The sequence below is a fragment of the Bordetella genomosp. 11 genome (assembly GCF_002261215.1).
In the GTDB taxonomy this organism is placed as follows: Bacteria; Pseudomonadota; Gammaproteobacteria; order Burkholderiales; family Burkholderiaceae_B; genus Bordetella_C.
On record NZ_NEVS01000004.1, the window covers coordinates 371,672 to 384,961 of the forward strand.

Sequence of the window (13,290 nt, forward strand, 5' to 3'; positions counted from 1 at the left end):
GTCCTCGGCCCGTCCGCGTCATCGTCGCTTAGCCTCAGCCACCCGCGTTGGCCGAGCCATGGGGCGTGGCGGACGATGAAGCCCGCCTGCCCCGCATGAATCAGCCCGCCGTCACCATCGCAGAGCGTATCGCCAGTGCGCAGCCCGCGTTCAGCCGTACCCAGCACCGGCTGGCGGAATACGTGCTGGCGCATCAATTCCGCGCCGCGACGATGACCATCGACGAGTTCGCCGCCGCGAATGGCGTCTCGGTGGCAACGGCGAACCGGTTCGCCCGCACCCTCGGCCTGCCGGGATATCCGCAGTTCCGCGCCGAACTGGCGCGCGGCTTCGAGTCGGCACTGGCGCCGGTGGAAAAGCTGCGCACCCGGCTCGCGCATCCGGCCACCGCGGCCGAGGTGTTCGCCGCGTCGCTGCAGGAAGACATCCGCAATGCCGAACGTTCCCTGCAATCGCTGGACGCGGCCGCCTGCGAGCGCGCCGTGGATGCCGTGCTGGCGGCCCGCCGGATCTACATCGTCGGTTTCGGCGCCAGCGGCTTCCTGGCTGGCCTGCTGCACCGCTCGCTGTTCATGCATTGCGACGTGGTCGAATCCCTGGCGGGGCCGGGCGGCGTGTCGCAGGCCGCGCGGCGGCTGCCGCGCATGAAGCCGGACGACCTGATGATCGTCATCGGCTTTCCGCGCTACGTCAACGATACCGTCGCGCTTGCCAAGGCCGCCAAGGATGCCCGCGTTCCCGTGCTGGCGCTGACCGACAAGCCCACGTCGCCGTTGGCGCCGCTGGCGTCCGTGGCGCTGTATGCCTATTCCGAGCGGCAGCTGTCCGCCAACGCGGAAACCGCGGCGCTGGGCCTGATCGAGGCCCTGGCCGCGGCCGTGGCGTTCCGCGCGAAAGACTCGGTCGCCTCCGCGCTTGAAGCGACCCAATCCATCATGCCGTGGCTGATCCATGGCGCAGGAGATAGAAACCGATGATCCAACCCGTAGTTGCCATCCATGGCGGCGCCGGCACCATGTCCCGGGCCTCGATATCCCCGGCGCAGGAACGGGAGTACCTGGACGCCCTGAACGAAATCCTGGCCGCCGCGCAAGCCGTGCTGGCGCGGGGCGGCAGCGCGCTGGACGCGGTGACGGAGGCCGTCACGCGGCTGGAGGACTGCCCGCTGTTCAATGCCGGTCATGGCGCCGTCTACACCAGCGCGGGCACGCACGAGCTGGACGCCTCCATCATGGACGGCGCCACGCTGCGTTCCGGCGCCATCGCCAATGTGAGCTGCGTGCGCAATCCGGTGCTGGCCGCCCGCCGTGTCATGGAAGACAGCAAGCATGTGTTCTTCGTGGGCGAGGGGGCGGAAGCATTCGCCCGCGAGGAAGGGCTGGAAATCGTCGACCCGTCGTATTTTTCGACGCCGGCGCGCTACGAACAGCTGCTGCGCGTCCAGCGCGAGCAGCCCGGCGCGGCGGTGCTGGACCACGATGGCCAGGCCATAGTGGCGGGCGTGCAGCCGGCCGCGGCGCCCATCGACCCGGACCGCAAGTTCGGCACGGTGGGCGCGGTGGCGCTGGACGCGCAAGGCAATCTGGCGGCGGCGACCTCGACGGGCGGCGTGACCAACAAGCAGGTGGGCCGCGTCGGCGATGCCCCGCTGATCGGTGCCGGTTGCTATGCCGCCAATGCGACCTGCGCGGTGTCCACCACGGGAACCGGCGAGATGTTTATCCGCATGGTGGCGTCCTATGACGTCGCGGCGCAGATGGAATACCGCGGCGTATCCCTGGAAGAGGCGACTCATTCGGTCATGCACGAAAAGCTGCCGCGCATCGGCGGCAAGGGCGGCCTGATCGCGGTGGACGCCAGGGGCAATGTGTCGCTGACGTTCAATACCGAAGGGATGTACCGCGGGTACGCCCGCGTGGGCGAAGCGCCGGTGGCCGCGATCTATCGATGATCGCGGTGGCGAACGCGCATGGCAATTGTTTTGCAAGGGGATGAATATGGCCGATAGCAGGATGGCCAACCAGGCAGCGGACCGCCGCGTCGATCGGCTGGCGTTGCCGGAAAATCGCGTGGTCCAGGTAAGCGACCTGACCGTGCGCTTCGTGTCCGCGGAGCGGACCGTGGAGGCCGTGCGCGACCTGTCCTTCCACGTCGACCGGGGCGAGACCCTGGCCATCGTGGGTGAATCCGGATCGGGCAAGTCGGTGACATCGCTGGCGCTGATGCGCCTGGTCGAGCACGGCGGCGGCCGCATCGCCCAGGGCAGCATGCTGCTGCGCCGGCGTGCCGGCCAGGTCATCGAACTGGCCGGCGCCAGCCAGCGCGACATGCGCGGCGTGCGCGGCGCCGATATGGCGATGATTTTCCAGGAGCCGATGACCTCGCTCAATCCGGTCTTCACGGCCGGCGACCAGATCGCGGAATCCATCCGCCTGCATCAAGGCAAGGATCGCGCGGCCTCGCGCGCCGAAGCGCTGCGCATGCTGGAACAGGTGCGCATCCCCGAGGCGCGGTCCATCATGGACCGGTATCCCCACCAGTTGTCCGGCGGGATGCGCCAGCGCGTGATGATCGCGATGGCATTGGCCTGCAAACCGGCGCTGTTGATCGCGGACGAGCCTACCACGGCGCTGGACGTCACCATCCAGGCGCAGATCCTGCAACTGATCCGCGCGCTGCAGGAAGAGATGCACATGGGCGTGGTGTTCATCACGCACGACATGGGCGTGGTGGCCGAAGTCGCCGACCGTGTACTGGTGATGTATCGCGGCGACAAGGTGGAAGAGGGGCCGTCGGCGGAGATCTTCAGCGCCCCGCGCCATCGCTATACGCAGGCGCTGCTGTCGGCGGTGCCCCGGCTGGGCTCCATGCGCGGCACGGATCTGCCTGAACGTTTCGAATTGGTGCGGCTGGATGCGGCTTCCGCCGCGGCCGATGCCGCCGCGGCGCGCGCGCGGGCCGAAGCGCGGCCGCCGCACATGGCGGGCGACCCCATACTGAGCGTGCGCGACCTGGTCACGCGTTTCGATCTGCGCGGCGGCATCCTGAGCCGCGTGCGCGGGCGCGTGCATGCGGTGGAAAAGGTCAGCTTCGATCTCTATCCCGGCGAGACGCTGGCGCTGGTCGGGGAATCGGGCTGCGGCAAATCGACGACCGGCCGTTCGCTGCTGCGCCTGACGGAAAGCCAGGGGGGCAGCATCGTGCTGGAAGGCCGCGATATCGGCAAGCTCAAGGGGCAGGAGCTGCAGGCGCTGCGCCGCGATATCCAGTTCGTTTTCCAGGATCCGTTCGCGTCGCTCGATCCGCGCGTGACGGTGGGATTCTCCATCATGGAACCCCTGCTGGTGCATGGCGTGGCCAGCGGCAAGGAAGCGGAGCGCCGCGTCGCCGACCTGCTGGAGCGCGTCGGTTTGCCATCAGCCATGGCACAGCGCTATCCGCACGAGTTTTCCGGCGGCCAGCGGCAGCGGGTGTGCATCGCCCGGGCGCTGGCGCTGAACCCCAAAGTGGTGATCGCGGACGAATCGGTGTCGGCGCTGGATGTATCCATCCAGGCGCAGATCGTCAATTTGCTGATCGACCTGCAGCGCGACCTGGGCGTGTCTTTCCTGTTCATCTCGCACGATATGGCGGTGGTCGAACGCGTCAGCCATCGCGTGGCGGTGATGTATCTGGGCCAGATCGTCGAGATCGGCCCGCGCCGGGCGATTTTCGAGAATCCGCAGCACGCCTATACCAAGAAGCTGATGGCGGCCGTGCCGATCGCCGATCCGGCGCGACGCCACCTGAAGCGCACCCTGTTGACCGAAGAGATTCCCAGTCCCATCCGCAAGCCTGGCGACGAGCCCGTCGTCGCGCCGCTGGTCAACGTCGGGCCGGGCCATTTCGTGGCGCGGCATGCCGTGGGCGGCCTGTATTGAAACCAGGCTATCCGCATTCCGTCGCGCCATATCTGCCGTTGTTTCTCCACCAACCCTCCTTTACGAACCAGGAGTGCATCACATGAAAACATTGCGCCCCACCCGCCTGATGGCCGCCGCCGCGCTGGCCTTCGGCATCGCCGCGTCGCCGCTCGCGCACGCGACCAAGGATGTGACTTTCGCGGTGTCCATCGCGCTGGAAACGCTGGATCCCTACAACACCAATAGCACCCTGAACCAGGCCGCCGGCAAGGCGTACTACGAAGGCCTGTTCGAGTTCGACAAGGACCTGAAGATCCAGCCCGTGCTGGCCACCGGCTATGAAGTCAGCCCCGACGGCCTGGTCTACACGATCAAGCTGCGTAAGGGCGTGAAATTCCAGGACGGTACGGACTTCACGGCGGAGGCCGTCAAGGTCAACTTCGACCGCGTGTCCAATCCCGAGAACCGCCTGACGCGCTATACGCAGTTCAACCAGGTGGAGAAAACCGAAGTCGTCGATCCCTACACCGTCCGCATCACCCTTAAGCGTCCGTTCTCGGCATTCATCAACGCGCTGGCCCATCCCGCGGCGATGATGATCTCGCCCACCGCGCTGAAGAAGTGGGGCAATAAGGATATCGGCTTTCACCCCGTCGGCACGGGCCCCTTCGAGTTCGTCGAATGGAAGCCGGCCGAATACCTGAAGGTGAAGAAGTTCGACGGCTACTGGCGCAAGGGCTATCCCAAGGTCGATACGCTGACCTTCCGCACCGTGACGGACAACAATACCCGCGCCGCCGTGGTGCAGACCGGCGAGGCGCAGTTCGCCTTCCCGGTCCCGTACGAGCAGGCCGCCACGCTGGCCAAGAACGACAAGATCGACGTGGTCGACCGCAAGAACTCGATCATGGCCCGCTATATGTCGATGAACGTCCAGCAAAAGCCTTTCGATAACCCGAAGGTGCGCCAGGCTATCAATTACGCCATCAACAAGCAGGCGCTGATCAAGGTCGCCTATGCCGGCTATGCCACCGTCTCCACCGGCGTGGTTCCGCAGGGCGTCGAGTATGCCTACGAGATCGACAAGAAGGGCTGGCCCTACGACCCCAAGAAGGCGCGCGAACTGCTGAAGGAAGCCGGCTATCCCAACGGTTTCGAAAGCACGCTGTGGTCCGCCTATAACGACGGCACGTCGCAGAAGATCGTGCAGTTCCTGCAGCAGCAGCTGGCCCAGGTCGGCATCAAGGTGTCGGTCGAGGTGCTGGAATCCGGCCAGCGCGTGCAGCGCGTCCAGCAGGTGCAAAAGCCCGCGGATGCCAAGGTGCGGATGTACTACGCCGGCTGGTCGTCGTCCACGGGCGAGGCAGACTGGGGCCTGCGTCCCTTGCTGGCCACCGAAGCCTTCCCGCCGCAGCTGAACAACACGGCCTACTACTCCAACCCCAAGGTCGACGACGACATCAAGAAGGCGTTGACGACCACCAACAAGGACGAGAAGACGGCCCTGTACAAGGACGCGCAGGAAACCATCTGGAAGGATGCGCCGTGGGCCTTCCTGGTCACCCAGGGCAACGTGTACATCAAGTCGAAGAACCTGACCGGCGTGTATGTGATGCCCGACACCAGCTTCTGGTTCGGCGACGTCGATCTGAAGTGATGAACGTTCGGCCGGACATGGCGCCGCGGCGCCATGTCCGCGCCGTGGCATGACCGCGCGGATGCCGCGCATCCGCGCGCAGGAATTCTTATGCTTACCTATATCGTCAAGCGCCTTCTGGGCATGATCCCCACGCTGCTGCTGGTTATCGCGGTGGTGTTCATGTTCGTCCATATGCTGCCCGGAGACCCCGCGCGGCTGGCGGCCGGCCAGGATGCCGACGAGCAGACCGTGCAGCTGGTGCGCCAGGAGCTGGGGCTGGACCTGCCGCTGCCGCAGCAGTTCGTCCGCTATTTCACGCATATGCTCCAGGGCGACCTGGGCGTTTCGCTGCGCAGCAAGCGTCCGGTCAGCACCGAGATCGCCGATCGCTTCGTGCCGACGCTGCTGCTGACGCTGGCCAGCATGGTGTGGTCGGTGCTGTTCGGCATGATCATCGGCATCGCGTCGGCCGTGTGGCGCAACCGTTGGCCCGACCGGCTGGGCATGACGCTGGCGGTCTCCGGCATTTCGTTTCCGGCATTCGCGCTGGGCATGATGCTGATGCAGGTTTTCTCTGTCCAGCTCGGGTGGCTGCCGACCATAGGCGCGTCCAGCTGGCAACACTACATATTGCCCTCGATTACGCTGGGTGCCGCCGTGGCGGCCGTGATGGCGCGTTTTACCCGCGCTTCCTTCGTCGAGGTCATCCAGGAGGACTTCGTGCGCACGGCGCGGGCCAAGGGCCTGGCCGAATCGGTGGTCGTGGCCAAGCACACCCTGCGCAACGCCCTGATTCCCGTGGTGACGATGATGGGCCTGCAGTTCGGCTTCCTGCTGGGCGGATCCATCGTGGTGGAGACCGTTTTCAGCTGGCCCGGACTGGGCGCGCTGCTGGTCGATGCCGTCACGCAGCGCGACTATCCGGTCATCCAGGGCCTGGTGCTGCTGTTTTCCCTGGAGTTCATTCTGATCAACCTGGTGGTCGACGTGCTGTATGGCGTGATCAATCCCAGCATCCGGTACAAGTGAGGCGGCCATGACGCAACTCGATAACACTGCCGCAGCGGGCGCCACCACGGCCGCCGTGCCCGCCGCCACCGAAGCGGTGCGCACGCCTTTCAGCGAGTTCTGGCGCAAGTTCAAGAAGCAGCACCTGGCGGTCGCGGCCGGCATTTTCGTGCTGCTGCTGATCCTGGTGGCCGTATTCGCGCCGTGGATCGTGCCCTTCGACGCCGAGAACTATTTCGACTACGACAACCTGAACGCCGGCCCGTCGCTGGCGCACTGGTTGGGCGTGGACGCGCTGGGCCGCGATATCTTCAGCCGCATCCTGATGGGCGCGCGCATTTCGCTGGTGACCGGCTTCGTGTCGGTGGTGCTGGGCGCCGCGGTGGGGACGTTCCTGGGCCTGATGGCCGGCTATTACGAGGGCTGGTGGGAACGCATCAGCATGCGTCTTTCCGACGTGCTGCTCGCATTTCCCGGCATGTTGCTGGCCATCGGCGTGGTGGCCATCCTCGGTTCCAGCATGGTCAACGTGGTCGTGGCCGTGGCGGTGTTCAGCGTACCGGCCTTCGCCCGCCTGGTGCGCGGCAATACGCTGGCGATCAAGCACATGACCTATGTGGAAGCGGTGCGCAGCATCGGCGCTTCGGACTGGACCATCATCCTGCGCCATATCCTGCCGGGCACGATCTCGCCCATCGTGGTCTACGGCACCATGCGTATCGGCACCTCCATCATCACGGCCGCCAGCCTGTCCTTCCTGGGCATGGGCGCGCAGCCGCCCACGCCGGAGTGGGGCGCGATGCTGAACGAGGCGCGCGCCGATATGGTGACCTCGCCGCATATTGCCGTGTTTCCGGCGCTGGCGATCTTTCTGACCGTATTGGCGTTCAACCTGCTGGGCGACGGCTTGCGCGACGCCCTGGATCCCAAGATCGACCGGCGGTAGGCATGATCGAGCCGCAACCCCGTTTCCCGCGCGTCGGCACGCTGCCCAGCGGCCCGTTGGATTCCCTGTGCGACATCGATGGCGTGACCGTCGGCCATGCCACGTTGGCGCGGGGATCCGTACAGACCGGCGTGACCGTCGTGCGGCCGCATGCGGGCGATATCTATCGCGACAAGGTGCCGGCCGCGGCCAGCGTGCTGAACGGCTTCGGCAAAAGCGTGGGCCTGGTGCAGGTGGAAGAGCTCGGCGTACTGGAAACGCCGATCGCACTGACCAACACCTTCGCCGTCGGTACGGTGGCGAACGCCCAGATCCGCCAGGCCGTCGCGGCCAACGCGGAGATCGGCCGAGCCTGGCCCACGGTCAATCCGCTGGTGTTCGAATGCAACGACGGCTACCTGAACGACATCCAGGCGATGGCGGTCAGCGAAGCCGACTACGTGGCCGCCCTGGAGGCCACGGGGCCGCGTTGCGCGCAGGGCGCCGTCGGTGCCGGCCGCGGCATGTCCTGCTTCGGCTTCAAGGGCGGCATCGGCAGCGCATCGCGGCGCACGCGGTCGATCGACGATCGGTCGTGGATGGTTGGCGCGCTGGTCCTGGCCAATTTCGGCCGTCAGCCGCTGTTGACGGTCGCCGGCAGGCCGTTCGGCCGTTGGCTGGAACAGGCGCGTACCGGGGCCGGCGGCCTCGCCGCGGCGAGCGGCGAACGAGCGCCGCATGGCGGCGCGAGGCAGTCGAGCCATGCCGGCGCCCACACCGCCGGCCACCCAGCCGGCCACGCAGCCCGCCCGGCTGAAGACGACGCCGAGAAAGGCTCCATCATCCTGATGCTGGCCACCGACGCGCCGCTCGACGCCCGGCAACTGCGCCGGCTTTCCCTGCGCGCGGGCGCCGGCCTGGCCCGCACCGGTTCGGTATTCGGCCACGGCAGCGGCGACATCGCCCTGGCGTTTTCCACGGCGTACACCGTGCCGCACCTGGCGCAGCGGCCGATGCCGGCCATCGCCATGCTGCACGAAACCCGCATCGATCCGCTGTTCGAGGCGGCCGCGGAAGCCACGGAGCAGGCCATCCTGCACGCCCTGTGGCATGCCGAGGGCGTGACCGGCCGCGACGGCCATGAACGCCAGGCCATCCGCGATGCCATTCCCGCGTGGCCGCAATGGCTGGCCGCGGGGCCATGATCACCTTCCTCTCTTGATCGAGCAGTCATGCGCATATTGATTTCCACCGATATCGAGGGCGTCGCCGGCGTCTTCCATTCCCAGCAGGTCACCGCCGGCAATACCGAATACGAGCGTGCCCGCGCCTGGATGACGGGCGAAGCCAATGCCGCCGTCGCCGGCGCCTTCGAGGGCGGCGCCGACGACGTGCTGGTCAACGACTCGCATGGCGGCTATCGCAATCTGCTGCCCGACGGTATCGACGAACGCGCCCGCCTGGTACTGGGCAAGCCGCGCTATCTCGGCATGGTCGGCGGCCTGGAGGAAGCCTGCGATGCCGTATTCATGGTCGGCTATCACTCGCGCGCCCAGGGACGCGGCGTGCTGGCCCACACCATCAACGGTTTTTCCTTCGCCAAGGTCCGCATCAACGGCATGGAGTTGGGCGAAGCCGGACTGTACGGCGCGCTGGCAGGGGAACTGGGCGTGCCCGTGGCCCTGGCCAGCGGCGACGATGTGTTCATCGGCGAAACGCGCGAGCTCTTCCCCGGCGCGGTCTGGGTGCAGACCAAGATCGCGCGCGGGCAGGGGAGCGGGGTATCGCTGTCGCCGGCCGCCGCGCGAGCCGCCATCCGCGAGGCCGCGCGCGCGGCCATGGGCAATATCGGCACGCTCAAGCCCTGGCGCATCGAACCGCCTATAGAATGCGTCCTGCAGACCCAGACCTCGGCCCTGGCCGATCTGTTCTGCACCTGGCCCGCGCTGGAGCGCGTGGACGGCGTGACGCTGCGCTTCACCACGGAAAGCATGCAGGCCGCCATCCGGACGCTGAACAGCCTGGCCGCCATGTCATTCATGCTGCGCTGAAAGGCGCCCGAGGATTCCGATGTCGCATACCGACGCCCGTATCGCCGCGCTGCGCCAGGCCATGGCCACGCACGGCCTGTCCGCCTACGTCGTTCCTTCCGCCGACCCGCACTTGTCCGAGTACCTGCCGTCGCGCTGGCAGGGGCGCCAGTGGCTGTCCGGCTTTACCGGTTCGGTGGGTACCCTGGTGGTCACGGCGGATTTCGCGGGCCTGTGGGTGGACAGCCGGTACTGGGTTCAGGCCGGGGCGCAGTTGGCCGGCACCTGTGTCAGCCTGATGAAGCTGGGGGATGCGGACGTGCCCGCCCACCCGGAATGGCTGCGCGACTACTGCGCAAACCTCGTTTCCGGCGGCTCCGCGACCGCGCCGGACGGGTCCTCGCAGGCAGGCCAGGGCAAACCGGCCGGCGGCGCTGCCGATGGCCCGGTCGTGGGCGCCGACGGCCAGGTCCTCTCGCTGGCGGCGCATCGGGCGCTGTCCGATGCGGTCCGCGCCGCGGGCGGCAGCCTGGACATCCGGCACGACCTGCTGGCCGAAATCTGGCCGGACCGGCCCGGCCTGCCGGCCGCGCCGGTGCGCGAGCACCAGCCTCCATACGCCTGCGTCCCGCGCGCCGACAAACTCGCCCAGCTGCGCGCCGCCATGCGGGCCAAAGGCGCGGGCGCGCACGTCATCAGTTCGCTGGACGACGTGGCCTGGCTGTTCAACCTGCGCGGCGCCGACGTCGACTACAACCCGGTGTTCGTGGCGCACGCGCTGGTCCTGCCAGACCGCGCGGAGGTTTTCACGGCTGCGGGCAAGATCGACGCTGCGCTGGCCGACCGGCTGGCCGCCGACGGCGTGGCGGTGCGTCCCTACGAGGCTTTCGCCGCCGCGCTGGCGGCGCTGCCCGCGGACGCCGCGGTCCTGGTCGACCCGGCGCGCACGACGATCGGTGTGCTGGCGGCCCTGCCGGCGCAGGCTCGCCGGGTGGAATCCATCAACCCCAGCACGCTGGCGAAATCCCGCAAGACCGACGACGAGCTGGCCCATGTGCGCGCCGTCATGGAGCAGGACGGCGCGGCGCTGTGCGAATTCTTCGCCTGGTTCGAGGCGGCCGCCGGACGCGAGCGCATTACCGAGCTGACCATAGACGAAAAACTGTCGGCCGCCCGCGCGCGCCGGCCGGGCTTCGTCTCGCTCAGCTTCGGCACCATAGCCGCCTATAACGCCAACGGCGCCATGCCGCATTACCGAGCCACCGCCGCGTCGCACGCGGTCATCGAAGGCGACGGCCTGCTGCTGATCGACTCCGGGGGGCAGTACGAGGGCGGCACGACCGACATCACCCGGGTGGTGGCGGTGGGTACGCCGACGGCGGAGCAGAAGCGCGATTTCACGCTGGTGCTCAAGGGCATGATTGCGCTGTCCCGCGCTCGTTTCCCGCGCGGCGTGCTCTCGCCCATGCTGGACGCCATCGCCCGCGCGCCGATCTGGGAAGGGGGCGCGGAATACGGCCACGGTACCGGCCACGGCGTCGGCTATTTCATGAATGTCCACGAAGGGCCGCAGGTGATTTCGCATCGCGCCCCGGTGTCGCCGCACACGGCCATGGAGCCGGGCATGATCACGTCCAACGAACCCGGGATCTATCGGCCGGGCCGGTGGGGCGTGCGCATCGAAAACCTGGTCTGCAACCGGCCGGCGCAGACGACGGAGCTTGGCGAATTCCTTGCCTTCGAAACCCTGACCTTGTGTCCTATCGATACGTCTTGCATCCAGGCCGATCTGATGCGATCCGACGAAATCGCCTGGCTGGACGGCTACCATGCCCAGGTCCGGGAGCGGCTGCTGCCTTACGTCGACGGCGCGGCGCGCGAGTGGCTGGTGGCGCGGACCCGGCCGTTGGCGGCGTCCTAGAGGCCGCCGGCCCCCGGCGGGCCACCGGCCGCGATCCGGTTGCGGGCGCCCGCGGGGCGGCCCCGGCGTTGTTACTTCACGACGCCGGGCGAAATAGAAGGATTCGACGCCCTGGCGGCTATAATCCAAATTTCCCGCACGCGCCCGGCCGCCCCGGGCGCTATTCACGATGACCAAATACGTATTTGTCACCGGCGGCGTGGTGTCTTCCCTGGGGAAAGGCATTGCCGCCGCGTCCCTCGGCGCGATCCTCGAATCGCGCGGTCTGCAAGTCACCCTGCTCAAGCTCGATCCCTACATCAACGTCGATCCGGGCACGATGAGCCCCTTCCAGCATGGCGAGGTGTTCGTCACGGAAGACGGCGCCGAAACAGACCTGGACCTGGGCCACTACGAGCGCTTCATCTCGACGCGCATGCGCAAGGTGAACAACTTCACCACCGGGCAGATCTACGAATCGGTGCTGCGCAAGGAGCGCCGTGGCGACTACCTGGGCAAAACCGTCCAGGTCATTCCGCACATCACCAATGAGATCCAGGACTTCATCGCGCGCGGCGCGGAAGCCGGCTGGGATGGCAATACCGACGTGGCCATCGTCGAAATCGGCGGTACCGTCGGCGATATCGAATCCCTGCCGTTCCTGGAAGCCGCCCGGCAGATGAGCCTGCGCATGGGCCGCAATAATGCGGCCTTTATCCACCTGACCCTGGTGCCCTTCATCGCCTCGGCGGGCGAACTGAAAACCAAGCCCACGCAGCACTCTGTGCAGAAATTGCGCGAAATCGGTATCTATCCGCACGCGCTGCTGTGCCGTGCCGACCGTCCCATCCCCGAAGACGAACGCGCCAAGATTTCACTGTTTTCCAACGTGCCGCTGGATGCCGTGATCTCGGTGTGGGACGCGGACTCCATCTACAAGATCCCCGCCATGCTGCACAAGCAGGGCCTGGATAACCTGGTGTGCGACGCCTTGGGCCTGACGCCGCCGCCGGCGGATCTTTCCATGTGGGACGACCTGGTCGAAGCCCTGGAACATCCCGTGCGGGAAGTCACCATCGGCATGGTGGGCAAGTACGTCGACCTGACCGAATCGTATAAATCCCTGACCGAGGCCCTGGTGCATGCGGGCATCCATACCCGTTCCCGCGTCAAGATCGAATACATCGATTCGGAAGACCTGGAAGCGCACGGCACGGACAGCCTCAAGCACCTGGACGCCATTCTGGTACCGGGGGGCTTCGGCAAGCGCGGTACCGAGGGCAAGATCGCGGCCATACGCTACGCCCGTGAAAACGGCGTTCCTTACCTCGGCATCTGCCTGGGCATGCAGTTGGCCGTCATCGAGTTCTCGCGCCATGTCGCCGGCCTGGGCGGTGCCAACAGCACCGAATTCGACCCGGCCGCGCCGCACCCGGTGGTGGCGCTGATTACCGAATGGATGGACCGCGAAGGCCGCGTCGAAAAGCGCGATGCCAATTCCGACCTGGGCGGCACCATGCGCAAGGGCGCCCAGCGCTGCCCGGTCAAGCCCGGCACGCGCGCCGCGCAGATCTACGGGCCGGAAGTCAACGAACGGCATCGCCATCGCTACGAGGTGAACAACGTATACGTGCCGCGCCTGGAAGAGGCCGGCATGGTGATCAGCGCGCGCACGCCGACCGAGAACCTGCCTGAAATGATGGAACTGCCGGCGCATCCCTGGTTCGTGGGGGTGCAATTCCACCCCGAGTTCACGTCCACGCCGCGCGATGGGCATCCCTTGTTCTCCAGCTATATCCAGGCCGCCATCGATCGTCAGGACCGGCGCGCCAAGGACACCGCGTGAAGCGCCACGCCCGCTTCACCCCCGGCGACGCCGGCCACCC

10 protein-coding genes are annotated in these 13,290 nt (G+C 67.1%); all 10 read left to right on the top strand.

The window, feature by feature from the left end; translation table 11 throughout:
* The first annotated feature begins 95 nt into the window (after positions 1–95).
* The 10 genes from CAL28_RS09315 (at position 96) to CAL28_RS09360 (ending at position 13,250) form a co-directional block, all read left to right on the top strand.
* A complete protein-coding gene (locus CAL28_RS09315; RefSeq protein WP_094844514.1) occupies positions 96–977 on the top strand; it encodes a MurR/RpiR family transcriptional regulator in 882 nt (293 codons plus the stop codon).
* On the top strand, positions 974–1,951 hold the full coding sequence (locus CAL28_RS09320; protein ID WP_094841132.1) for an isoaspartyl peptidase/L-asparaginase family protein: 978 nt from the start codon (positions 974–976) through the stop codon (positions 1,949–1,951). The genes CAL28_RS09315 and CAL28_RS09320 overlap by 4 nt, the downstream gene beginning before the upstream one ends.
* Positions 1,952–1,997: 46 nt before the next feature.
* Positions 1,998–3,920 carry a dipeptide ABC transporter ATP-binding protein gene (locus CAL28_RS09325; RefSeq protein ID WP_254926065.1) on the top strand — a complete coding sequence of 641 codons (1,923 nt, stop codon included), beginning with the start codon at positions 1,998–2,000 and terminating at the stop codon, positions 3,918–3,920.
* An 82-nt stretch (positions 3,921–4,002) separates the two neighbouring features.
* A complete protein-coding gene (gsiB, locus tag CAL28_RS09330; protein WP_094841133.1) occupies positions 4,003–5,559 on the top strand; it encodes a glutathione ABC transporter substrate-binding protein GsiB in 1,557 nt (518 codons plus the stop codon).
* Positions 5,560–5,649: 90 nt separating this feature from the next.
* The gene (gsiC, locus tag CAL28_RS09335) at positions 5,650–6,570 is read left to right on the top strand and encodes a glutathione ABC transporter permease GsiC (RefSeq protein ID WP_094841134.1); all 921 of its coding nucleotides are present in this window, start codon (positions 5,650–5,652) and stop codon (positions 6,568–6,570) included.
* A 7-nt stretch (positions 6,571–6,577) separates the two neighbouring features.
* Positions 6,578–7,495 (top strand): glutathione ABC transporter permease GsiD, encoded by a 918-nt coding sequence (gene gsiD / locus CAL28_RS09340; RefSeq protein ID WP_094841135.1) that lies wholly within the window; start codon positions 6,578–6,580, stop codon positions 7,493–7,495.
* A 2-nt stretch (positions 7,496–7,497) separates the two neighbouring features.
* On the top strand, positions 7,498–8,679 hold the full coding sequence (locus CAL28_RS09345) for a DmpA family aminopeptidase (RefSeq protein ID WP_094841136.1): 1,182 nt from the start codon (positions 7,498–7,500) through the stop codon (positions 8,677–8,679).
* Between the two features lie 27 nt (positions 8,680–8,706).
* Positions 8,707–9,525, top strand: coding sequence for a M55 family metallopeptidase (locus tag CAL28_RS09350; protein ID WP_094841137.1), 819 nt, complete (start codon positions 8,707–8,709; stop codon positions 9,523–9,525).
* Between the two features lie 19 nt (positions 9,526–9,544).
* Complete coding sequence (locus tag CAL28_RS09355; protein ID WP_094841138.1) at positions 9,545–11,425, top strand: aminopeptidase P family protein; 1,881 nt, start codon at positions 9,545–9,547, stop codon at positions 11,423–11,425.
* Between the two features lie 169 nt (positions 11,426–11,594).
* Positions 11,595–13,250, top strand: coding sequence for a CTP synthase (locus CAL28_RS09360; protein ID WP_094841139.1), 1,656 nt, complete (start codon positions 11,595–11,597; stop codon positions 13,248–13,250).
* Positions 13,251–13,290: the final 40 nt, after the last annotated feature.